This window comes from Sporocytophaga myxococcoides, assembly GCF_000775915.1.
GTDB classification, from domain to species: Bacteria; Bacteroidota; Bacteroidia; order Cytophagales; family Cytophagaceae; genus Sporocytophaga; species Sporocytophaga myxococcoides_A.
Map to the genome: position 1 here is coordinate 355137 of NZ_BBLT01000005.1, position 25018 is coordinate 380154.

Annotated in this window: 19 protein-coding genes; 9 read left to right on the top strand and 10 right to left on the bottom strand. The window is 37.2% G+C overall.

Annotation, left to right across the window (positions count from 1 at the left end; all coding sequences use genetic code 11):
- The first annotated feature begins 101 nt into the window (after positions 1-101).
- The 3 genes from MYP_RS14015 to MYP_RS26760 all read left to right on the top strand — a co-directional run bounded on the left by MYP_RS14015 (position 102) and on the right by MYP_RS26760 (position 1089).
- Positions 102-578 carry a hypothetical protein gene (locus MYP_RS14015; protein WP_045464472.1) on the top strand — a complete coding sequence of 159 codons (477 nt, stop codon included), beginning with the start codon at positions 102-104 and terminating at the stop codon, positions 576-578.
- A 73-nt stretch (positions 579-651) separates the two neighbouring features.
- Positions 652-858, top strand: coding sequence for a hypothetical protein (locus MYP_RS14020; RefSeq protein ID WP_156140608.1), 207 nt, complete (start codon positions 652-654; stop codon positions 856-858).
- Positions 859-960: 102 nt separating this feature from the next.
- Entirely contained in the window at positions 961-1089 is a 129-nt protein-coding gene (locus tag MYP_RS26760; protein WP_262506773.1) for a hypothetical protein, read from the top strand.
- A 29-nt stretch (positions 1090-1118) separates the two neighbouring features.
- Here the strand turns inward: MYP_RS26760 and polX are convergent, their stop codons facing one another.
- The 5 genes from polX to MYP_RS14045 form a co-directional block, all read right to left on the bottom strand.
- Positions 1119-2873 carry a DNA polymerase/3'-5' exonuclease PolX gene (gene polX / locus MYP_RS14025; RefSeq protein WP_045464476.1) on the bottom strand — a complete coding sequence of 585 codons (1755 nt, stop codon included), beginning with the start codon at positions 2871-2873 and terminating at the stop codon, positions 1119-1121.
- A 294-nt stretch (positions 2874-3167) separates the two neighbouring features.
- Positions 3168-3503, bottom strand: coding sequence for a thioredoxin (gene trxA / locus MYP_RS14030; protein WP_045464478.1), 336 nt, complete (start codon positions 3501-3503; stop codon positions 3168-3170).
- Positions 3504-3569: 66 nt separating this feature from the next.
- Positions 3570-3863, bottom strand: a complete 294-nt coding sequence (locus MYP_RS14035; RefSeq protein ID WP_045464480.1) for an ArsR/SmtB family transcription factor — start codon at positions 3861-3863, stop codon at positions 3570-3572.
- 57 nt (positions 3864-3920) lie between these two features.
- A complete protein-coding gene (locus MYP_RS14040) occupies positions 3921-4625 on the bottom strand; it encodes a hypothetical protein (RefSeq protein ID WP_045464482.1) in 705 nt (234 codons plus the stop codon).
- 135 nt (positions 4626-4760) lie between these two features.
- Positions 4761-16118: a gliding motility-associated C-terminal domain-containing protein gene (locus MYP_RS14045; RefSeq protein ID WP_156140610.1), complete on the bottom strand. Its 11358-nt coding sequence runs from the start codon at positions 16116-16118 to the stop codon at positions 4761-4763.
- 259 nt (positions 16119-16377) lie between these two features.
- On the opposite strand from MYP_RS14045, the gene MYP_RS14050 reads away from it, so the two are divergent.
- A complete protein-coding gene (locus MYP_RS14050; protein ID WP_052430210.1) occupies positions 16378-17406 on the top strand; it encodes a PorP/SprF family type IX secretion system membrane protein in 1029 nt (342 codons plus the stop codon).
- Here MYP_RS14050 and MYP_RS14055 read toward each other — a convergent pair.
- Positions 17403-17711 carry a hypothetical protein gene (locus MYP_RS14055; RefSeq protein ID WP_156140614.1) on the bottom strand — a complete coding sequence of 103 codons (309 nt, stop codon included), beginning with the start codon at positions 17709-17711 and terminating at the stop codon, positions 17403-17405. The genes MYP_RS14050 and MYP_RS14055 overlap by 4 nt on opposite strands.
- A gap of 301 nt (positions 17712-18012) precedes the next feature.
- Between MYP_RS14055 and MYP_RS14060 the strand changes: the two genes are divergently transcribed.
- On the top strand, positions 18013-19929 hold the full coding sequence (locus MYP_RS14060; protein WP_045464486.1) for an OmpA family protein: 1917 nt from the start codon (positions 18013-18015) through the stop codon (positions 19927-19929).
- 257 nt (positions 19930-20186) lie between these two features.
- Here the strand turns inward: MYP_RS14060 and MYP_RS14065 are convergent, their stop codons facing one another.
- The 4 genes from MYP_RS14065 to MYP_RS14080 all read right to left on the bottom strand — a co-directional run bounded on the left by MYP_RS14065 (position 20187) and on the right by MYP_RS14080 (position 22610).
- A complete protein-coding gene (locus MYP_RS14065) occupies positions 20187-20387 on the bottom strand; it encodes a hypothetical protein (RefSeq protein ID WP_045464488.1) in 201 nt (66 codons plus the stop codon).
- A gap of 267 nt (positions 20388-20654) precedes the next feature.
- Positions 20655-21155, bottom strand: coding sequence for a hypothetical protein (locus MYP_RS14070; protein ID WP_045464490.1), 501 nt, complete (start codon positions 21153-21155; stop codon positions 20655-20657).
- A gap of 80 nt (positions 21156-21235) precedes the next feature.
- On the bottom strand, positions 21236-21535 hold the full coding sequence (locus tag MYP_RS14075; RefSeq protein WP_045464493.1) for a hypothetical protein: 300 nt from the start codon (positions 21533-21535) through the stop codon (positions 21236-21238).
- Positions 21536-21683: 148 nt separating this feature from the next.
- Entirely contained in the window at positions 21684-22610 is a 927-nt protein-coding gene (locus tag MYP_RS14080) for an EamA family transporter (protein WP_045464495.1), read from the bottom strand.
- Positions 22611-23110: 500 nt separating this feature from the next.
- Between MYP_RS14080 and MYP_RS14085 the strand changes: the two genes are divergently transcribed.
- The 4 genes from MYP_RS14085 to MYP_RS14100 all read left to right on the top strand — a co-directional run bounded on the left by MYP_RS14085 (position 23111) and on the right by MYP_RS14100 (position 24947).
- Entirely contained in the window at positions 23111-23665 is a 555-nt protein-coding gene (locus tag MYP_RS14085) for an RNA polymerase sigma factor (protein ID WP_045464723.1), read from the top strand.
- A 6-nt stretch (positions 23666-23671) separates the two neighbouring features.
- Entirely contained in the window at positions 23672-24040 is a 369-nt protein-coding gene (locus MYP_RS14090; RefSeq protein ID WP_045464497.1) for a hypothetical protein, read from the top strand.
- The gene (locus tag MYP_RS14095; protein WP_045464499.1) at positions 24037-24294 is read left to right on the top strand and encodes a hypothetical protein; all 258 of its coding nucleotides are present in this window, start codon (positions 24037-24039) and stop codon (positions 24292-24294) included. The genes MYP_RS14090 and MYP_RS14095 overlap by 4 nt, the downstream gene beginning before the upstream one ends.
- Positions 24295-24368: 74 nt before the next feature.
- Positions 24369-24947, top strand: a complete 579-nt coding sequence (locus tag MYP_RS14100) for an acyl-CoA thioesterase (RefSeq protein ID WP_052430212.1) — start codon at positions 24369-24371, stop codon at positions 24945-24947.
- Positions 24948-25018 lie beyond the last annotated feature (71 nt).

Here is a 25018-nt window from a genome sequence, read left to right on the forward strand (position 1 = left end):
TGTTATTAATTTATGGAAGTTATTAAACGGGAAAAATTCACAAACTAATCCAGATCAAGAGTAGATCAGCAAGTAATTATTGTGATCGAAAGGGATTAAAAATGATGATTGATTTAGAAAAATTAAAGGGAATAAAACTTTCGGATTATATAGAAGAAGAGTATATAGAAAAGTCTTATGAATTTGAATATGCAACTATAATGGGCCTTTGTCAACATATAGGCCATTATATTATATGTTTTCAATCGCAACTTAATCCAAAGGAGAATGAAGTAATATCTTTTGAAAATGTATTAGATGATGCTATTTTAAAAAGAATTACTAATCAAATTTTAAAGGATATAGGCTTAAAGCTTCAACTAGGTCAGACATTTGCATCGATCTTAGATTATTTTGGTACTGAGTATTCAAAAGATGATTATTGGGAGGATATTATAAGGTACCATTATTTTATTCAGGATAGCCAAGAGGTTTTTTTAAGTCTTGGAATTCACGAAAAAAAAGGTTTATGTATGGTCGAAATTGTTACTAATCCTAATATAATTAACGGGATAAAGTATGAAGGATGGAGATGTTAAATGTGGAGCTAATCACATAACTATCGTAGTTAGTGTATAGTATAGAGGGCAGAATTTTAATACGCAGAATTAAATGAGACGTGATATACAAATGGGAACGCATTCAATTAGTTTTGTTGCCATATTATTAGCATTGATTATTATCAGTTGTTCTGGATATAAAAAAACTATCATTGAATTAAATGAAACATCAAAAGTTATCATACTTGAAAAATACGGAGTTAAAAATGCTAGCGTGATTTTTTACGGCAGGCCTAAAAGAAATACTTTGATTAATTAAGGACACCATAGGGGAGAAGAAATTCATCTTTGAAGAATATCGAAAAGGGAAGCTAATGGGTAAAAAGTATGTTTATAATAGGGAAGGTCAGCTTTTTGTACTATGCTGAATATAAAAATGGAGCAAGACATGGATATCAGTATATCTCTTAATGGGATTCCATATTCTATATCCAAATACACGAATGGAAAAGAAGAATATACCGGTATTCAACTAAATATTCCTTGGTAATATTTTTAAAACCCAAGTTGAAAAAACTTTTAGTGCGTCATATAAATCCTCTCAAGTTTCCTCCTCTTAAATGCTTCTATCTTTGCCCAGTCCGATGTATTTAAGATATGATCTTTCGTACACCATGCTCTTCTTGCTATGGCCACTCCCAGTTTCATAAAGCTGTAATTCCCTGTATTATGGCTGTCTGTTCCTATTACCAGTGTTACACCTTTCTCAATAGCTCTTTTAGCCCAGCGATCATTGATGTCCATGCGATGGCTGTGTCCGTTTATTTCTATGGCCGTTCCTGTCTCTGCGGCCACATCAAGGATTCTTTCCATGTCAACAGGATATCCCTCTCTTGATCCAAGTACTCTTCCTGTCGGATGGCCTATGGCACATACGTATGGATTGCGACATGCCTTAATGATTCTTTCCGTATTATCCTGGTTGAAATGTGAATGTATGGAAGCAACCACCCAATCAAGCGTCTGCAAAAGGGAATCGGATAAATCAAGAGTACCGTCTGGCAATATATCTACTTCAGTTCCTGATTTGATAAGGTCCCTGCCAAGTTTTTTATTTACTTTTTTAATCTCTTTTAATTGCTTCATAAATTGATCTTCGTTCATTCCTCCTGCTATTATTTCAGATTTGGAATGATCTGTAAGAACGATGTAGTCATATTTTTGGTGAGAAGAAATATAGTCAGCAATTTCTTCAATAGAGCTGTGGCCATCTGACCATTTGGAGTGCGTATGCATATCTCCTTTGATATCATCAATGGTGATGAGCTTTGGAATTAATCCCTCAGCTGCAAGTTCAATTTCCCCTGTATCCTCGCGCATTTCAGGGGGGATACATTCAAGACCCAGAGCATGATAGATACCCTCTTCATTTTCTCCTGCAATCTTTTTGTTTTCATCTACAGTAAATAGTCCGTATTCGTTGATCTTAAAACCTTTTTCAATGGCAAGTTTTCGCAGGTGTATGTTATGAGCCTTTGAGCCTGTGAAATACTGAAGGGCAGCGCCCCATTGGTCTTCAGTTACGATCCTGATGTCTACCTGTCGTTTAAAGGATTTGAAATATACACTGGCTTTGGTATCGCCTTCTGCATAAAGGTTTTCAACTTCATCCAGAGAAACAAAATGCCTTATAATAGCTTTTCGATCTCTGGCTTTTGCTGCAATCAAAAGGTCAATGTCGCCTACGGTTTCCCTTTGTCTGCGAAGACTTCCTGCTATATCAATTATTTGAATCTGAGGAATGGTTTTAAGCATGTGTACAATGCTGGTGCTGATTTCCTGCGCATCCCAAAGGGGGAGTCGTTCATCTGTTTCCGTTTTTTTAAGTAAAGCGGATAAAATGTTATTTACTTTCTTTTTCTGAAAACCTTTAAGCTGTAAGATTCTGCCATCCTGGAGGGCTTCTATAATCTGCTCTTTGGTACTTAGGTTAAGGTCGTAATAAAATCTTTTTAAAGTCTCCGGTCCTAATCCCTGAACTTTCATCAGGGTGAGAAAGTCTTTGGGAACTTCTTTTTGAAGGTCGTTGAATAAGCTTATCTGATTCGTTTGGAGGAACTCAAAGATTTTTTCTTCAATACTTTTACCAATTCCATAGGTCTTGATAAATTTTCCATCCTGAATATGCTCTCTGATATCTTCCGGAAGGTCATTGATTATTCTGGCTGCATTGTGATAAGCGATAGACCTGAATCTTTCTTTTGGTCCTTTAAATTCATATATGCTGCCTATGGCTTCAAAGATTTCAGCAAGCTTTTTATTAACTCTGTACATAACCCTTCCTCCGGCTTTTATTAGCCATTCCCTAAAAGGGAAACATGAATGAAGCAGGGTTTGGTTTCTGAGAAAAATTACTTGTTTTCCAGAATTAACATCGGGTTAGTAGAGACGCCATGCTTGGCGTCTCAAATTTTGATAATGAACTACGATAAAAATATTACAGAAATCAGAGCTTAGGGATTAAAGAATTCTGGTAAATTAATGATGCTTCAGGTGGAAAGGGAGACGCCAAGCATGGTCTCTACGTCCCACTAAAAAGGCCGGGGACTGACCGGCCTTTCTCTGAATTTAATTTATGTGTGCACCTAATTTTTCAGTAATAACTCTTTTAGGAACCGCTCCGATAATTTTATCTACTACATTTCCATCTTTAAAAATTAATAGGGTAGGAAGGCTACGAACTCCATATTTCGATGTAGTTTGAGGATTCACATCGACATCAATTTTGGTAATCTTTGCCTTTCCTTCATACTCATTAGCTAAATCTTCTATTATGGGCCCCATCATTTTGCATGGTCCACACCATTCTGCACTAAAATCTACAAGCACTGGGGTGGAAGTTTTGATCACTTCTGTTTCGAAATTTCCATCTGTCAATTCGAGGTATTTAGTTCCGTTTTCCATCTGATTAACTGTTTAAATTGAATGTTTTATATATTTAAATATATCAATATGATAAATCAAAAAAAGTCAGAATTTGTTTATATCGTTTAAAAAAGCATTGAACTCCTCAATGTTTTCTCTGTTGATACATAATTTCACAAAGCGGCCTTCTTTGTCTGAATTGATCAAACCGGAATCCACTAAAATTTTGATGTGGTGAGAGACAGAAGGCTGAGCCAGATTTATGACTTCAGTAAATTCGGTGCAGTTCACACATCCTTTTTCTGCAATCGTCTGAAGGATAACCAGTCTGTTTTTGTCACCCAAGGCTTTGGCCATTTTTTCAATCTGTTTTATGCGCTCGTCCGGTTTAATTGCCATTCTGACTAATTGTTATATAAATATATTTAAATGTTTCGATATATGCAAAGTTTCTGTCTAATACTTAGACTTCTTATTCCCTGATTTAGTTTTTTTATACCATTCATAGTTTTTCCTGACCATCACAATTAGTTCATAATCAGAGGCTGTCTCAATAAATTCTCTTCCGAAATTACATTTTCCTATAAAATCATCCACATCCTCTTCTTTAATTCCGGTAATATCCATGATAAATAACCTGTTAAGGCGATATTCTTTGAGCTGCTCATAGTATTTACCTTTTTCCAGTTCTGCTACCTTTTGATATTGTTGGTACTTTTTGTTATACCGTTCATATAAAAAGGTGATTGGATTCATAATAGATGCAGGTTCCTGATTATTAGGGTATCTGTATTTCTGTTTTGTTTCGGTTTTCCCTATTACTTCTACACTTTTAAGTTGTTCTATGTCGGGGATAAGTCTAATGGCATTCATTTGCTTTGAAGCCATTTCTTTTCCCAATGGGAATTGTTTTGTACGATAACCTAGAATGTAAATAATGATGGTATCATTAAGAGAGGCATTAAAATAGAAGTATCCGCTTTTGTCCGAAATTTCAACCTTATTGGTGCTTTTGTTAATGATAAGAGCATCTGAAATCCCTTTTGAATCAACACTGTCTACCAGGCGACCATTAATGAGATAGTCTCCCTGGGATTGACCAAAGGTTTCACGAAGTCCTGAAAAGAAAAGGATAAAAATGAATAAACGAACAAATTTCAAAGCCTGAGATTGTTTTTATCTCTTTATAACAGTTAAACCTATTAAAAATTTTTAAGAAGTTAAAATGTTTTTTACACATAAAAAAGACTGCACCTTGGGGATGCAGTCTTTTTATTATCACTCAGTTTATTTCGGTTATCTCACCACGGTAACCGCACCTTTTACTTTGTATGGGCCTTTATATCTTTCATTCAGACCTTCATACGTGACAATGTAGTTATAAACTCCAATCGGCATCACTTCTCCTCTGTAGGTACCATCCCATATTTCTTTAGGATCATTTGACATAAAGATTACTTCTCCCCAGCGGTTAAAAATTGTAATCTGGAAATTGGTATAATACTTACCAAAAATATCCAGAGTAGATTTTCCTTCTGTATTTGGGTCAAGTCCGGTTGGAACATATAATCTCGGAGGACAAATATCTTTGATAGTTGTAGAATCTTCGTTTTCACACTGATACTGGTTAATTACACGTACTTTATAGAATCCAGAATCTGTAGCAAACAGTATTCTTGTTGTATCATTATTAACCTCTACATCTCCAGACCATTTATAAATTAATCCCGGTCCTGCATCCAGTTTAATCACTTCTCTCTTTTCCATACACAAATCAAGTTCTTTCGGTAACCTTGGGTTGGGTACTTCATTCAACTTGATTTTGGTTGTCAGTAAAGTATCACACTCTCCAATGGTAACTTTTACCGCATAAGCCCCTTCAGAATTAATGAGTAGCGAATCATTGCTATTATTCATTGATACACCGTTTTTCATCCATTCATAGGTTACAGGGAGAGAATCGATATTACTGATGTTAGTCGGTCTGGCAACAAACATTACTGTTTTATTAGCACAGAAAGCAGAGTCTTTTATGCTGAATATCGGTGAAGGTACTCCGATAACTCTAATATCATGACTTGCTCTACATCCATCATTGGTGATAACACTTACCTGATAGAAACTGGTATCTAGTGGTACTATTATACCAAGATTACCAGCAGAGGTAGTTGCATTTACACCCGGCCCTGACCATTGATAATTGGAAGAAGGCAGTGTAGAAGAGATGCTCAGCACTGTGCTACGGTTTTCACATGCAATTTTATCAGAACCCATTAACACAGGTAATGGATTAATTTTAATCTTTTTAGAAACAGAGCAATTTCCAAATGCATAGGTAACTGTATATTCTCCAGGCCTTGGTACACTCAGGATTGGCAATGTCTGATTTGGCATTAATTTTCCATCCTGTGACCAGATATACTGACCGGTAACGAGGGGTATATCTCTTAATTTCGCAGCAACATACAGTGGCTGGTCAAAACATGTATCACCTGGCATTCCGATAGTAGGAGGGTTGAATACTCTCACAGTAACGGTATCAAACTGGTCACAAGGTCTGCTGTCAAACACTCTCAATACCAACGTTGTGTCTCTGTCGAGGTTTGGAAGCATTATATTTGGACCTGAACCCATTAGTATTCCTTTCAGGTTGTACCATTCATAAGATACATCACCTGTTAAATTTGCAGTTATAGTTGGAGTACTTGATATACAAACATCAAGATCTTTTCCTGCATCTGCTATTGGTTTTGGCTCAATAACCAGGGTTGTCATAGCCACTGTTTCATTACATACTCCATTACCTGTTGTTGTCAGGTTAAGATGTATGGTGCCTTTCTGTTTATCCTGCATAGAAGGATAGTAAGTTGCCCCTGGGTCTTTAGGATCCGGAGAAAATGTTCCGGTTCCATCTGATGTCCAGAAAACACCTGTAGCATTCTGGAATTTTCCGTTTAACTTGGCCCCATTTGCAATATCACAAACAATAGCAGGCCCCGGGTCAGAAACTGGCATTGGTATAAATGTGATTTCCAGGGTGTCTCCATCAGCCTTACACAATGGAACATCTGTATTTCTGACAGAAAGTTTCACTGATCCTGATATGCGATCCTCAAGAGATGGAATATACTTGGTGTTCAGGCTATTTCTTCCAGGTATGAAAATACCTGATCCTGAACTTACCCATTCTGTATTTACTGCATTGATTACTTTACCTGTCAGTAAAATTTCAGGAGCATCAAAGCAGAAGTTTTGAGATGGCCCTGCAATCACTTCAGGTTTAGGTACGAACTGAACGGTTAATTGATCCTGAACAGGTTTACAACCCGGCTTGCCCTGTACTTCCAGTATCAGATTAATGGCCTCTGCATCAAAATCTGTCGGATCGGTTTTGTAAATTGTCGAAAGAACATTTCCGTTTCCAAAAATACCTATTCCGGAACTTGTCCAGTTCACTGAAGTATAATTGCTGGCAGAACCTGCAACTTTAATTTCTTCTGTTTTTTCACAGACTCTTTGGTCAGGCCCTGCATATACTGTAGGTCTAGGGTTAATAGTTACATGCTTAAGTTTGGTTACACCCCCGCATTGAGATACTCCGTTGACCTTTAATCTTAGAGTTACTCCTCCTGCTTTGATATCACTTAAGCCTGGAATGTAGGTTGCTATTAGAGAAGAGGCAGAAGGACTGAATTTACCTGATCCATCTGTAGTCCAGATAACCCCGGAAGAGTTTGTAACTGAACCGTTAAGATTTACAACTGCTGCATCTTCGCAAACTGTTGTATCGTTACCTGCATTTCCATCTGGTAATGGGATAAACGTAATGTTAAGCGGATCAGTAGATGGTGCGCACTTTCCATTGTCTTTGGTAGCCAGTGATAGGATGATTCCGGTTTTGGTCCTGTCTGCTACTCCTGGTATATAAGAAGCATTAAGTGTGAATTGATCAGGAGAAAACGTACCATCTCCATTGGTTGTCCACTCTCCTGAAAGTGCTCTTGTTAATGATCCATTTAGTTTAATTCCCGGAATATCTACACAGACATTCTGGTCAAGTCCGGCATTGGCTTCTGGCAGGTATTGAATGGTTACAGATTTATAATCTGTAATTTCCGGACATACTGTATTACCTGTAGTTTTAAGAGCTAGTATAAAGGTGCCAGCTAGTTTTTCTTCGTTCGAAGGAGAATAGGTATTTATTAATGTAGTTGTCGGAGCACTGAATGAACCGGTACCCATTGCAGTCCAGATTCCTGAACCTGTTACTGATTTTACAATACCGTTCAGTGCTATTCCGGCTACAGCATTCACACAAATAGTATCATCAGGTCCTGCATCGGCTTCCGGCATTTTAACAAAATCTATCTTTTTATCCTTGGTTACCTGTCCACAAGTTCCATTAACTGTTGTTTTCAAAGTTAAAGTAACAGTGGATGATTTGTCATTTTCTGAAGGAATATATGATGCAATCAGACTTTGTGCTCCCGGAGAAAATGTTCCTGTTCCGGATGTTGACCAAACGGCTCCTCCCGCAACGGTAATTGTTGCTTTAAGCGGAATAGCCTGAGAATTGGAGCAAACGATGGTGTCAAGTCCTGGATTAGCTGTAGGAGCTGGAGTTAATGATAGCAACACATCTTTCGTTACCGGAGGGCAATTGCCTAAGCCATTTACCTTCATAGTAACCTTAACAGAACCGTGATTATTTCTTTCTGTCACTGATGGTGTATAATCAGGGGTAAGGGTGGTGGCATTATTTAATCCTCCTGTTCCTGTTGTAGACCATTGAATAGAAGAGTAGTTTTTAGCTGTTCCTGATAATTGGAATGCAGGAACATCCGCACAAAGTGACTGATCAAATCCTGGATCTGCTATTACTTCAGGATCAAATGTAAGATTCAATGTATCACCGATTGGGTTACAAACCCCGTTTCCGTCTGAGCTTAGTATCAGGGTTACAACTCCTGCAAGTTTATCATCTGCAGCAATATTGTAAGTGGTAGAGGCCGCATTTGCGTTTTGGAATGTACCTTTACCTGTACTTGTCCATATTACATTACCATTAGTAACATTTCCTGCTAATGCTATTGTGGTCATTGTATTACAGATACTTGTAATTGAACCTGCGTTAACAATCGGACCTGGTATAATAGTAAATGTAACTTGATCAGAGGTAGCAGGACACATTCCTGATGCAGGACTGGATATTGTCAGGGTAACTGTTTTGGCTGCAATTTCAGAGGCAGTAGGCATATAAGTGCCATTTGTCACTTTGGCATCTGGAAGAAAAACCCCTCCTCCTGGTGATGTCCAGGTAGCATTGTTACCTGAACCTTCCAGCTTTATAGGTAAATCTGTTTCGCAAACAGTGCGATCTGGACCTGCATCTACTTTTGGATTCGTATCAAATCTAAGAGTTAAAGTATCTGAATAGAAGTTACAAGAACCATTACCTGCGGAATTTAATATAAGGTATGTTGTTGTAAGTTTATCCGATGCAGATGGAAGATATTCTGCAACAGGATTATCCGGACCAGGAGAGAAGGTGCCGCTACCTGTTGATATCCAATATCCGCCCGATGCAACTTTGACTTTTCCATTAAGGTGTATTGAAGTGACATCAGAACATGCAACGATATCTGGTCCTGCATCAACAGAAGGAATCGGGCTGATCGTCAGAACCATCTGATCTGAGACAGCAGCGCAATTTCCATTTCCGGTACTTGTAGCAGTGATGATTACCTTTTTGTTAATGCTGTCATTGTAACCGATGAGATACATTGGGTTATTAGTAATATGATCAGGTGAAAAATTACCATCACCAGAGGTATTCCATTTCACGCCGGTAGCATAAGTTACCGTAGCAGATAACTGAACTGCCCCTATATCTGCACAGACATTTATGTCCGGTCCTGCATTTACAACCGGCGTTTTTTCAAATGCAATCTCCATTACGTCGGATAGTGGATTACAAACTCCTGTACCGGTTGCTGTCAGCGTTAATTGAACTTTTCCAGAAGTTCTTTCTGCTGCAGAAGGAATATAAGTAGCATTTAATATTGATGCATTTGGTGAGAATGTGCCAGCTCCGGAGCTTTTCCATATTCCACCAGTGGCATTGAGAACTGATCCTGCAAGCGGTATTCCTGCTACATCTTCACAAACAACCTGATCGCCTCCGGCATTTACAACTGAAAGTGGTTTTACTATAATATTAAGAGTATCTCTTACAGGCTGACAAAGGCCATTGCCGGTCGTTGTCAAAACAAGGCGGATTATTGATCCAGGTGTTTTGTCGGCATTTCCGATCAGATAAGAGGTATTAAGCTGATTTGCTGTAGGATTAAATCCCCCATCTCCTGAAGTACTCCAGTTTCCGCCTGTTGCAATGGTAACAACCCCGGTTAGGCTGACAGAGGTTGCATCTTCACATATCTCCAAATCTGGTCCTGCTTTAACAGTTGGAGCTGGAGTAAAGGAAACATCTGAAAAATCAGTAACAGCATTACATGTTCCATTCCCGGTTGAAAGAATTTTAAATGTTACTTTACCTGCATCTTTATCTGTTTTAGATGGAATGTAAACCGGATTCAAGGCATTGGCATTAGGGCTGAATGTTCCCGTACCCGTTGTACTCCATTGCTGTCCTGCCGCTACAGTTACATTTCCTGTAAGTTGGATTCCTGTCACATCGGAACAGACTTTTTGATCAGGACCGGCATTTACAGTAACCAGAGGAGTTATGTTAATCAACATGTCATCTGTTAGTGTAGCACAAGGAGCGTTACCTACACCTTTTAAAGTGATTTTTATTTGTTTAGCAGCAATGTCTTCAGCTGAAGGTTTATATTTAGCATTTAAATCTGAGCTATTTGGCAGGAAGGTACCAGTACCTTGTGAAATCCAAAGTGCAGAAGAATAGTTAGTGATTGTTCCTGACAAACTAACCTCCGAAACGTCTGCACAAACTGTCTGATCTGGCCCTGCGTTTACTTTTGGAAGTGGTAGAATGGTTACTTTTATTGAACTTACGGCTTCCGGACAAGCTCCGTTTCCTAAACTTTTTAAGGTTAATGTGACATTACCTTTAGAAATATCTCCTCCACCTAAATTATAAGTAGTATTGACATTATTGCGATTTGCAAAAGTTCCATCTCCTGAGGTAGACCAAACCCCTCCAGAAGCAGCTTCTATAGTCCCATTTAATGTTATTGAGGAACTACTTTCACAAATAGTAAAGTCGTTTCCGGCATTTGCTCTTGGCATAGGGGTAAATTTAACAGTCATTGCATCTTTCCCTGGAACACAGGCTCCGTTTCCTGTAGATGTGAGTGTGAATGTCAATATGCCTTTTTTTAGATCCGCTGTACTTGGCTTATAGATAGCATTGATTCCATTAGAGCTAAAAGTACCTGTTCCAGTGCTTGTCCAGGACCCACCAGTAGCCACATTAATTTTACCTGAAAGTGTTACAGAAGTTACATTTTCGCAAAGTTCCTGATCAGGACCAGCATCAACTGTTGGAATAGGAGTAATGGTCAATGTCATCTTATCCTCAGCTGGGTTACATACACCATTACCTGTTGTACTAATGGTCAGGGTGATTTTCTTTATAACAGTGTCCTGTGAGGAGACATAATAACTAGCGTCTTTTTGTGATGCATCAGGAGCAAAAGTTCCAGAGCCAGAGCTTTTCCAGATAATTCCTCCTGCATTTGCAAAACTACCGGCTAGTTTGATGAAACTCGTATTCGCGCATACTGTCTGATCCGGCCCTGCATCTACCTTAGGAGCATCCTGCAATATAAAGGTTACCTGATCAGATTGTGGAGGACAAATGCCATCACTTACAGAAGTCAGAGTTAATACGATTTTTTTACTATTAACTTCTGTAGCAGAAGGAATATAGGTTGCATTTAAACTTGATGCATTTGGAGCATATGATCCCGAACCTCCAGACCAGGTACCTCCGGAAGCATTTACCACAACACCGTGTAATGGGATTCCGCTGACATTCGCACACAGCGTTTGTTCTGGACCGGCGTCTACTACTACAGCATCTTTAAAGGTAACAGTCAAACGATCTGAAACGAGAGAACAAGTATCATTGCCTATACTGGTAAGAGTCAGGATAACACTTCCGGCTGATGTATCCGCAGAGGAAGGAACATAGGTTGCTGTTAAGCTACTTCTGTCCGGAAGAAATGAACCAGTTCCATTTGTAGACCAAAGAGCACCTTTAGCGTTTCCGACTTTTCCGTTTAATGATACATTAGGAGTATTTCCGCAAACTATCTGATCTGGCCCAGCTTCAATTTCAGGTCCTTTAGGAATTCTGAAAGTTATTTCGTCAGAAACAGGAGGACATGATCCTACAGCATCTGTGGTAATTTTAAGTTTTACAACTCCGCTTGATAATTCAGAAGGCGAGGGGGTATAGATGGCGTTGAGTGTTTTAGCATCTGGGGTAAATGTACCAGACCCGCCTGTCCACGTTGATCTTGAACCTATAGCATTAAGTCTTATAGGTAGGTCGTTAGTACAAATAAACTGATCCGGGCCAGCATCTATAACCGGAACAGTTGTAAATGTAACAACCATGTCATCAGAGACCGGAGGACATACTCCCGTGCCTGTTGTGGTTAGAGTAAATGTGACACTACCTCTGGATTTATCATTTGCAGTGATATTATATGTAGCGTTTATAATTGAATTGTTCGGTAGAAAAGAACCGTTACCATTAGAGGACCAGGTTGTTCCTGTAGCATTTTTAAATGTTCCGTAATTGAATACAATAGCTGTTTCGGTACCGCAAACAAACTGATCTGGTCCGGCATTTACCTCCGGAGCTGGCAGTAGTTTAAAGGTAACATTATCGGATACAGGGTTACAATTGCCATTGTCTGTTGTTACAATGGTTAAAGTAACAGAGCCTGCAATAACTTCAGCTACTGAAGGTGAATAAACAGCATTAATTGCTGTAGCATTAGGCGTAAACTTCCCATTGCCACCTGACCAGACAATTCCTCCTGCAACTGTCTTGCTCCCGTTAAGCTGAATTCCTGGAGTATTCGAGCATAAATCCTGTCCGGGACCAGCATCTACCTCAGGAGATGGAGTGAAAGTTATATTAAGATATGCAAATGATGAATTACATAAACCATTGTCAGTGGAGCTTAATGTAAGTTTCAGAGAACCAGAATTAATTTCGTCTGCTGTTGGGGTATAAATTGCTTTTATTGTATTGGCATTCGGAGAAAATACTCCTTTTCCCCCTGACCACATTCCACCCTTGGCTGGTAAGGTAACTTTTCCATCCAGATCAATGGTTGGATTATTTTTACAGACATTAACAGAATTACTTGTCGTTACTACCGGAGCTTTAATAATAGTGATCTCCAGACTATCGGTCTCGCTTTTACAATTTCCATTGTTTGAAGAGGTAAGGTAAAGTTTGGCAAAACCTGAAGCTATTTCTGCAGCAGAAGGAGTGTAGGTAGTTACTAGAGAAGTGTTATTCGGCGAAAAGGTTCCACTTCCTCCGCTCCATACTCCGGCTCCAAAACTTACTGTTCCGTTTAGGGTTACTTGAGCATTGTTTTCACAGACACTCTGTGCCGGTCCAGCCTTAACAATTGGGCCAGGTGTAAAGGTAATTTCTACATCATCACTTACAGGAAGACATGAAGGTTTCTGAGCTGTTAAGGTTAATTTCAATTTCCCCGATGCAATTTCAGATGGAGTAGGAGTGTATACCGCATTAAGGCTGTCTTTACTTGGTGTGAATATCCCATTTCCTCCTGACCATGTCACTGAAGTACCCAGAGTTGCAGTCCCTTTTAAGGTGATGTTTGCATTGTTTGCACATAACGTTTGGGCTGGTCCTGCATCCACAGTTGGGGCCGGATCTATTAATATCAGGATTTTTTCTGTAGAAGAACTACAGTTAAAATCATTTCCAACACTTGTTATATTAATAATCGCAAGGTTATCCGCAAGATCTTTGGAAGAAGGTATATAGGTTACATTCAAGTGACTTGCAGAAGGAGTAAAGGTTCCGTAATTTACAGAACTCCAGAGGATCCCGGAAGCTCCTGAAATTTTAGCGCTTAAAACTACATTCGGATTGTTTTCGCAGGCGACCAGGTTTTGATTGACAACAATTTTGGGTGATGGTCTGAATTTAACTATTAAAGAATCTTTCACCGGACTGCACAATCCATTGCCAGTTGAAGAAAGGTATAGTTTTATGGAAGCTTTTGCTGTATCAGCAGAAGAAGGTTCGTATGTCGCATTTAATGAGGTTGCTGAAGGCTTGAAAGTTCCGTTCCCTTCAGAAGACCATAATATACCGGTTGCTCCTTCTACAAAACCATTTAGCTGAATAATGTCTTTTTTACATAACTCTTTGTCTGGACCAGCTTCCACTCTGGGTGGTCTGGTCAGGTTGATAATCATTTGGTCAGATACAGTTCCACATGGATTATGTTCTGGTGTTAGATTTAAAACAATGTTCGCAGCACCCAACTCTCCTTTTCCAGGAATATAAGTTGCATTTAAAGTATTGGCATCCGGAAGAAATGTTCCTGTTCCTCCCGTCCATTTTCCGGCGGTACCTCCTTTGATGCTTCCATTTAAAAGAATGACTGCATTGTTTGAGCATACTGTAGTATCTTTTCCTGCATCAGCTATAGATGGCGGTGCCACTATAATTTTTGTCTTGCTGCTTACAGGAGCGCATAATCCATTACTTGTTGCTGTTAAAGTAAGTTCAATAGATCCACTTTCCAACTCTTCCTTTGTTGGTGAATAAACAGGGTTTACTCTGTTTCTGTTAGGAATAAAATTTCCATTTCCTCCTGACCAAGTCACCTTAGATGCATTCGTCACCACTCCGGAAAGTTGTACAGTGGTAGTATTAGAACAGATATTAGAGGTCGGTCCTGCATTGACTGTAGGAAGAGGAGTAAAGAATATTCTCATTGTATCTGTTACGGAGGGGCAACCTGATGTAGGATTTGAAGTTAGAAATAACTTCACCATTCCAGCAGTTTTTTCAGCAGCAGTAGGAGTATAGCCAGCATTCAGATCATTAATATTGGAGAATGTTCCATTTCCTCCTGACCATTTTCCACCAGTAGCTCCTGTAATTTTACCGCTCAGGATAAATGTTGTTATATCCGCACAAACAGTAGTATCATTGGGAGCAAGAGGAGCATTTCTGCTTTCTGCATCTACTGTAACATTTTGAACGGTGTAGTTAAGTTTTTTCTCAATCACATTGGCATACCACCAGGTATTAATAGATTCTGGGCAAGTAGGTACGCAGTCGTTGTATCCTCTGTTCCTCCATTTATGACAGCCGCCTGTACATCCTGTCAGGTTTACTGTTCCGTCTAGGTTTGACCCTGCTATAATTTTGGAATCATCCCAGTACAATTTAGGAACCGTGTTTCCTCCCTTTTTAGGAGCATATAATTCAACTATGTAACCGTTTAAATGGTTTTCTACATCATACAATGGCAAATGTGTTAATCCATTAAAGTAATTAACATTTATATCAAAGGTTTTATTTGCAGGTACTACATTGCCTAAACCATCTTTTGTATTCCATGGAATACAGTTATATCCGGCTTTTACAGTTGTGTTGAATAGTATGTCTGATGTACCTTTTTGATATCCTGCCTGGCCATTGAATTCAAAGAGAATTTCAACAGTTCCTGTTTTGTCAGTATAGATTTCTATACATCTGTTGTTCGGGTCACAGCCAGTAATTTTAGGATCTTGTGTGAGGCTTCCGAATCTTCCCACAGGAAAGCAGTTAGTATCTGGCTCTGTAAGGAAAAGTTTATATTCAGGATAGGTATAGTTTCCGATTTTGGATTGTCTGTCAAATTCAGCATTACCCGTTTTGGTGGTACCGGTAGAATTAGCAGAGATAGAAAATCCGAAAGGCTGAATACCATTAAAATTCAATGAAGTAATAATACTGTCTTTTGCATAGACATACATGGTGGTTACAAATCTATTGGCATCGGCATTTGTTGTAAAATCCCATGCTTTGGACCAAAGTCTTCCGGTTTGGATTTTATTTGTAGAGGGATTAGCTACTGTAATGTCAAAATAGGTGAAAATCCTTTTTTCCGGTGTAGGAGTGGTGGATGATTTGGGGTTAAATTCAATGTGATAAGTACCCGGTCCCGGAGGAGTAAATTCCAAAGCATTGTAACCGCCCCCACCTACAATTTGACTAGGGCCATTATAAGCTTTGTCATATGAATCAATATATCCGGCTCCGGATTTGGGGAGTCGGTATGTGTTGGTTGTTCCTGCAACAGGGGTAAGCCCTGGAATGGGCACAGCGTTGTTGGATTCATCCATAAGACGGAAGAAAACATCATCATTGGTTTGCTTGAAACCCATGTATATCTTTTCGCCCGGATTACACACCTGAATATTCAATCTGTAGTCTTCCGGAGCATTAAAAGTTGCAAATGGTCTCGATAATGTGTTCAGGTCAAATATCTGAACATAACCATTTGAAGATGATGTGGGCATCAATTGTCTGGTTCCTTCAGAGTATGTTTTAAAACATATTGAAAGGCACATCGACAAAATAAAAATTTTAGTCTTGGTATAAGTTAACCCCATAACTTAAATATTTAAACTAGCGTTAGAAATCAAAATGATTTTAAGAAATTGATTTATTTTTATATTAATTTTAAATATTTGTTAAATGAACGTATTCAAAATTAATTAGTTATCATTGTAATATTTTAATGTTGACCTGTTTATCAAAGAGATAAAATTAACTCTAAATATTAGAATTTCAATATCTGGTTCATTGATTTGTGCTGAATGTTTAAAAATTTGTTAAATTCGTCGAATATTCTTAAAAACTTGTATTGAAGTGATAATCAGGTTAAAAATTGTATTTTTTATCTTATTTGCGATTTCATGGAATGGAGCTGCAGGTCAGGATATTCAGTTCTCTCAATTTTATGGTGCTCCACTGTATGTAAACCCTGCTTTTGCCGGAAGTACGCATAAAACAAGGCTCGTTCTTCATCAAAGAATACAATGGCCAAAGCTTGATGGAAAATATATAACCTCATTATTTTCTGCGGATACTTATTTTTCCAAATACAGAAGTGGTCTTGGACTTCAGGTTTATAAGGACTGGCAGGGAAGCAATACCATAAATTCCACTGATGTGTCTCTCTCTTATTCATATGAAATTTTCTTAACGTCTAAAATTGTTGTAAGACCGGGATTGCAGTTAGGTTATATTTCCAGAACCCTAGATTATTCTGATCTTGCCTTTAGTTATCAATATGATAATAATGGTAATATTGCTCCTGGCTTTGATAACGGGAAGATTAAAAAACAATTCATGGATCTTTCTACCGGAGCAGTTATATATACTGAAAATCTGTGGGTAGGTTTTGCTGCAAACCATATCAATACTCCCAATCAATCATTTGTAAATGGAAATGCACCTCTTCCTGCAAAATATTCCTTTACTGCAGGCTATCAGATAAACTTTAGTAGAAGACCTGATAAATCAACATTGCAGGAAGAAAAGCAGATAAGTCTGATTCCTACTGTTCATTATAAGTTTCAGGGGAAATCGGATCAGACCGATCTTGGTGTTTATGGGGTTTATGATCAATTGATTGCTGGTTTCTGGTACAGAGGTATTCCGGGTTTAAAGCGTTATAAAAAGGGAGTTCAGAATAATGAGTCCATTGTCGGATTGGTAGGGTGGAAGTATAATAACCTTGCGATTACCTATAGTTACGATTTTATCGTTTCAAGGCTTGCTCCTGCAAGAAGTGGTGGAGCTCATGAAATTAATCTGACTTATATCTTTAATAAAAGGAAAAAAATCAAACCTATGAGGAGAATGCCTTGTCCTCATTTCTATAAAAGTTTTTAATAAATATAAAATTTGAACTGACCGGAAGGTTTGTGTTTCCTCTTTACTTTGCTGGTGTTGGCATTTAGCTCTGCAAGTTGTTCGTTTTGTTTCTGACGACTTTTCTCAGCCATTCTTTGATTGGCCTTTCTGTTCTTTCTGTTTTTTTCAATTACTTCCTGAGCGGTTCTCTGGTGATAACCTTTGAGTTGTTCCTTTTCAGCATCATTCATATTATACATCTTTCCTGTCAGGCAGGAGCTTAGAGTAATACAAATTAATACAGCTATGAATTTATTAGGGAATATATGATTTAGAACAGTCACTATAGGGAATAGTTTTGGTTAATTATTTTATTGACAATTATTTGTTACCAAAATTTCAACGTTCAAACATACCATGTCTTACAGGTAATTTTATTTTCGGGAGAATGAGTTCTTCAAAAATAATCTATTTTTTGAAATTGCCATCTATTTTTATCTCTACATATAAAAAACGTCACTTTTTCATATGCCAGCCGTACAAACGTGATATTTTGAATTACTGTAAAGATTAAAAAGTAACCAGAATGTCCGGAAAAACCCGGAATTTGTACGTTTAGACACTAAATTTTAAATAATATCCTATATGACCTTTTTTTTGAGAGGGGCCCTCATTATGATTGCAATGACTTCCGCAATAGCTGCATATTCACAGAATAATTCAAAAGCTGCCAGAAAATATACTGACAAAGCCTTAGAGTATTTCAAAGCAGAAGATTATGAAACGGCCCTCACGTATTTTTTAAAATCAGATAGCCTTGATGGAAATGATCAAGATGTTTCTTATTTAATCAGCCTTTCTTTTTTCAGATCTGATCAAAAGCTAAAAGCATTACCTTTTTTATTGAAAGCTAAAGCAGGAGGAATCAAAGAGCCTGAGTTAGAGCTTTATCTTGGAGAAGCTTATCATCTGTCACATAAGTTTGATAAAGCAATAGAACACCTTACTTTATATAGATCTACACTGCGCTCTTCTGAAAAGGAAACAGTTAAAGAAGTAAATGATTTGATACAAAATTGCAAAAATGGAATAGAATTGGTGAAAACTCCAGTGGAGGTTAAAATCAAAAATCTTGGGAATGTCATTAACAGTGCATTTCCGGACTATATGCCTGCTTTGTCTGCAGATGAGTCTTTGCTGATTTTTACATCAAGGAGGGATAATAGTACCGGAGGGCTTAAAATTAATAACTTGTATTTTGAGGATATATATATATCTACTAAAAAAGATGATAAATGGTCAACTCCCGAAAAGCTAGGCAATGGCATTAATACTCCATCTCACGATGCATGTGTTGGAATTTCACCAGACGGACAGCAGATTTTTATTTATAAAGATGGAGGAGAGTATTTCGGGGATTTATTTGTAAGTACCTTATCCGGTAAGACCTGGTCTATACCTAAAAGCCTTGGGCCTAATATCAATACTCGTTCCTGGGAACCTTGTGCTACCATTACCGCAGATCAGAACGTCCTGTTCTTTGTCAGTAATAAAAAAGGGGGAATTGGTGGAACTGATATATATATGAGCAAACGCCAGCCAAATGGAGAATTTGGTCCTGCTACTATTCTGAGTACAGAAATTAACACTTCGAAAGATGAGTTTTCTCCGTTTATTCACCCCGATGGGAAGACTCTTTATTTCAGTTCCAAAGGACATAACAGTATGGGGGGATATGATATTTTCTCCTGCACTATAAATACCGAAACAGGGCAGGTCATCTCTAAACCTGTAAACCTTGGTTATCCCATTAATACTGCTGATGATGAGGTTTATTTTTCATGGTCTGCTGATAACAGGAGAGCTTATTTTTCTTCGGAAAGGTCAGGAGGGGTAGGTGAAAAAGATTTATATGTGCTTGAAAGACCTAAAGCGGAAGCCTCCCTTGTAATGTTAAAAGGAACAATTAAAGGATGTGATAATAAGAAACCTGTTACAGCAAGTATTATAGTGACAGATATTGCAACAGGAAAGGAAATTGGAAAATATTCATCCAACAGCAGTACTGGTAAATATATAGTTATTCTGCCTGCTGGAAAAAACTATGGTATTACAGTTGAAGCTCCTGGCTATGTGTTTTATTCAAAGAACATAGATATCCCATCCCTTGATCATTATAAAGAAATTGATGATGAAATATGTATGGAGGGATTGAAGAAAGGTACTGTATTTGTACTTCGAAATGTCTTTTTTGATGTCAATAAAGCTACTCTGAGACAAGAGTCAGAGTCTGAATTGGAAAGGGTTCACGAGATACTGACATCTAACCCTTCTATTAAAATGCTTATATCTGGTCATACCGACAGTGATGGTAATGATGAATATAACCTTAAGTTGTCTGAAAACCGAGCTCATGCTGTTAAAGATTATTTGATTAACAAAGGTGTTTCTGCAGAAAGACTGTCCTATAAAGGTTATGGAGAAACAAAGCCGGTTGCACCTAATGATTCTCCTGATAATAAACAGCTGAACAGAAGAACAGAAATTGAGATTGTAGAATAACAAATCTGTTACCTTCATTTAATAAGTTGATGAGCATAAAAGGAGAGGAAACAGTAGGTTAATCCTTCAATTAAATTTTCTGGTTACCAGGAGATCAAAACCGGCAGGATAATTATTAACTGGGGGCTCTTTAATTTACAATTTAATCAGCTTCCAATTTAATTATTGATTTGTATTAAGAGAATGTTTCAGCTTATAAAAATAAAAAGCACAGAATGTTTTTCTGTGCTTTTTATTTTTAAAAACTCTTATATAATTTAATTATAAGAGAGATAGTTAAGGTTCTTAAAATTCTTAATTATTTCAGGAAATTTTTCTCCATAATTAAATTCAACCCATTTCTCAAGTTGAAGAGTTTCCTGTGGACTTAAGAGGTTAATTGATTTATTAAGTTCTTTTTCAAAAAGGCTTTTGTCGAAACTGACTTTTTCTAATATGTGAATACTGTATTCTAACATGGCTATTAATTTTTTATAACTGATTTAAAGCTGAAAACGGAAACAGAAAAAATAGGTTTGATATAACTTATTAATTTTTAATTAATACCACAAAAAAAGATAGTCTTACAGGACTATCTTTTGTTTATCAATCCAAGAACGAGGTCCATTCCTTCCTCTATTTTCCCTATCTCACCGCTTCAACCCCGTTGTTATATACTTAACATATTAAAATTTCATATTGTTTGAAACCCTCGAAAGAAATAAAAAAAAGGCTAGTAAAATCTTTTATTTTAATATTTTATGTGCTCTAGATTTAAAAGCCGGACTAGAAAAAGGTAACTGGTCTTGTAAGATGATTTTTAATTCTTTCATCAAATCTTCTTCTTTAGCAGATAAATTATAAGCAACTGTCATCGCAAAAGCTTTTATCGCCACTGGAACTTTAGGAGTAATTAAATAGTCAAAACAAATATCCAGTAATTCACCCTGAAGAGAAACTGGTATTTCCATAAATTGAAAAATGCGCAAACTATTCCGTTTTACCGAATCATGCGCATTTTTCTTTAGATTTTTGACCATCCTTTTTATATATGGTTTTATCAGATAAGGATGTTCTTCTGCAATGGTGCTTACAGCCCAAGATGCTCTTTGAACTAATCTTGTTTCTGCGGTAAAGAAAATCGTCATTAGTTCATCAAAACATTCCTGGTCATTGCTTATGTACTTGCAAATTTTATTGATTTGAGCTTTGGAATGTTCTTTTAATAATTCTTTTCTGATATCCATAATATAGAATAAAACAAAGCTTAAAACTTTGTTTCTGCAATTTATGGTAATGAAATCAGAGTATTATTAATTCTCCCGGACTATTTTATGACATAGTTTAACAGATAATCAATTTCCTTTTTTCTGTCAATAAAATCCCTTACATCAAAGCAGGATCCGCTCTCAAAAAGTTTTATGTTGTTATTTTTCATGTAGTTAAGTGCATGTTCAATAATAGATTCACGCACATTAATTTCTTTAAGGTTCGTAATGATCCTTGATATGTAATTACACGTGAATTCCCATAGGTCATCATTCACCACATTGTATTCAAGGAAATATTCTTTATCATCTATAAAAGTATAGAATTTCCTCTCTATGCTATCATGCAGGATATTCATAAGCTTCGGGGTTTTATTTTATAACAGTTGCAGATTTAAAATCGTGCGGTATAACGCAAAGGTTTATTCTTTTAATGGAAGATTTATACATAAGGCTGTGATTCTAAGGGATAAAAAAAGGTCCCGAAAATAGGACCTTTAAAAGGTGTTACTGTTTTAATATCTTTTTAGGTCTTCCGCTAAGCCAGATAACCATTACTGCAATAATTATAAGACCTCCGGCAAACATAGTCTGAGTGGTAAGTTTTTCATTGCCGACAAAAACACCTAAAATCACCGCTATAACAGGATTAACGTATGCATAAGTTGATACTTGTGAAGGATGTGCCACTTTAAGTAAATAGGCATAGGCAGTAAAGCCTATTAATGATCCAAATATGATAAGATAAACAAACGCCCATAAAGATTTAGAGCTTACGGAATGAAGATCGATATTAGTAAACTCTCCGCTGAAATATGAAATAATCAGCAATATTATTCCTCCGGAAAGCATCTGTAACCCTGTTGCTACTAAAGGAGAAGATGGAAATTTTGCTTTAGTACCGTATATAGAACCGAATGCCCATGCAAGTGTAGAAATTAATATTGCTAAAATACTTAATGAATCAGCTTTAATAAGATCCTTACCTGCTCCTGTACCGGTCATAAATACCATACCGCCGAGTCCGGTCAGGATGCCGACCCAAGTTAGCAGGTTAGGTTTATTTTCTGTTTTAAACATCCATAATAAAAGGACTATCCACACAGGTTCTATGGTAATCAAAAGCGCGGCTACAGAAGATGGTATTCTTAGTTCAGCCCATACCAGGCCTCCATTCCCTAATACCAATAATAGAAATCCTGCAATAGTGGATGTTTTTATTTCTTTAATATCAGGAACAGGCGCTCCCTTTAATCTTCCTGTCAGATATAATATTAATCCTGCAGCAAGAAATCGGGTACCTGCCATGAAAAAAGGAGGAAAACTTTCAATTGCATAGCGTATGCCCAGGTATGTAGATCCCCATATTATATAAACGGCGGCAAAAGCTCCTATAAGAAGCCAGTCTGTTGTTTTTCTCTCTTCTTTTAACATATTGTTATTTTTTAGAAGGCTTAATAACTACCAAATTTTCAGTTTAATTAGTTCCAGTTTGGTTTTGTGTATATACAAAAAAAAATCCCGGACAAAGCCCGGGATTTTCAATATCTGTATGGAATAAAACCTGTTTCTTTTAGCCAATACATATCCCGGACCGGTCTCTGCAAGGGACCGCAATAATTGCCGTGATATGGGATTTAAGCGTTAGCACTAGTTTTTATGTTATATAACAAACATATGAAGATTTCACTGATAAGACAAAGAAGAGATTTATTTTTTTTCAATTGTCTTATTTGACATATGTCAATTATAATTTTTAAAAAGATTTTTTAATTAGCAGAAGAAAATTATTGTTCAGATAATTAAGTAATTAATGATGTTGTACAAATAAGTTTGATCAGAAATTTTCAGGAAAATGAAAAAAATAAAATTTCTTTAAAATATTTTCTGAACTTATCCGTCACCACCCTTAAATGGAATCTTTACCAATATATATGACCCAGATTCAGAAGGATAAAATAGAGCAGACTGTCCGCGAGGAGAGAAGTAAGCTGTTTAATTTTATCAGGAAGAGGGTGAAAGCGAAAGAGGATGCTGAGGATATTCTGCAGGATGTCTTTTTTCAACTTACTCAGGCTTCAGGAAGTATAGATACCATTGACCAGATTACCTCCTGGCTATTCAGGGTGGCAAGAAACAAAATTACTGACCTTTACAGAAAGAAGAAACCGGAAACCTTCACAGACTATAATGATACTGTGAAAGATAATGAAGGTTTATTTCTTGAAGACATTTTACCAGACCTGGGAAACTCTCCGGACGATGAATATTTCAAAAACCTGTTGTGGGAAGCAGTGCAAGAGGCTCTAGACGAGCTGCCTGCAGAGCAGAAAGAAGTCTTTATGATGCATGAGTTTGAAGACCAGAGTTTTAAGGATATGTCAGAGCTCACAGGAGAGCCGGTTAATACATTGATCAGTAGAAAAAGATATGCAGTGCTTCACTTAAGAAAGCGTTTGCAGGAATTTTATAAAGAAATTAAAAAATAAGGAGTTATGGGTTTTTGTTTTAAAAAAGCGATCAAGTTTGTCATTCTTGGATTCCTGGCTGTAGCGCTGTTCGGATTCATTACAATGCAACTTTGGAACTGGCTGATACCTGAATTATTCCACGGCCCTTCCATCAATATATATCAGGCATTAGGTTTATTTGTTCTTTCTAAAATTCTCTTTTCGGGATTTGGAAGGAGAGGTTGCGGTGGACCTCGGCATAATCTCTTCTGGAGAAAAAGATTTGAGCGTAAAATGGCAAAACTAAGTCCGGAAGAAAGGGAGAAATACATGCAAAAGTTTTCCCACTGCTGGGGCGGAAATCCTTTTGAAAATCATTGTCAGGGAGAAAATGAAAAAGGAAACAATGTATGAGAATAAGCAACTTTTTGATCGAATACAACCTGACAAAGACTGTTGATGGACACGATGAGTTTTCAGATGACAAGACAAAAGAAAAACGGATGGTTGTTTCTGTAACAAATAATCTCAGTGAAATTTTTACGGATTTGTTGGACACTCATAGAAACGATAGTATTACAGGAATAGAAATAGTGTCAGTTGTCAATCTTATCGACAATCCCGGAATAAAAGGAATGAGCAATTATATTAACATTCCGGGCAATTAATGATTATAAATCAATGACCATTGGGATGTGCTGATTGATTATTTTATGTTGAATAGGTATCGGCAGATGGGATAATGGTCATTGATATTTTATTAAACTTTAGTAAGGTTAATGCTCTGTTTTCAATAGCCTCGCTCTTTATGGTGAGGCTATTTGAAAGTCAGATTCGTTTAAATCCTAAGGAAATTTTTAAAATCGATATAGATTTTATGGGGTATTCTAAGACTTATGAGATAATCTGGGCAGATATTGATGCAAACAGGCATTTAAGACACTCAGCCTACAATGATTATGCGGCTCAGGTGAGGGTAAGTTTCTTTAAAGACTTTGGTTTTTCGGTTGAAAAGCTTGCCAAACTGATGATTGGTCCAATACTTTTTAGTGAATATACTAAATTTCTAAGAGAAGTTGGTATGAACGACTCTATTACAGTTGATATAAAAGTAGCCTCTATGCGTAAAGATGCTTCAAGATGGAAGATCGTTCATCAGATATTCAGATCAGATGGAGTATTATCAGCTGTCATCACTGTAGAAGGAGCCTGGATGGATCTGAAAACCAGGAAGCTGACGGTACCTCCGCCGGAAATCCTTGATATGATTGAGCATATGCCAAGAACAGATGATTTTGAATTTGCTCCGGATAAAAGTTGATTGATTTACGGTGATCTTGAAATATTAAAGTGCTTCAGAATCATCAGGAAAAAGAAACAAACAATTTCTTT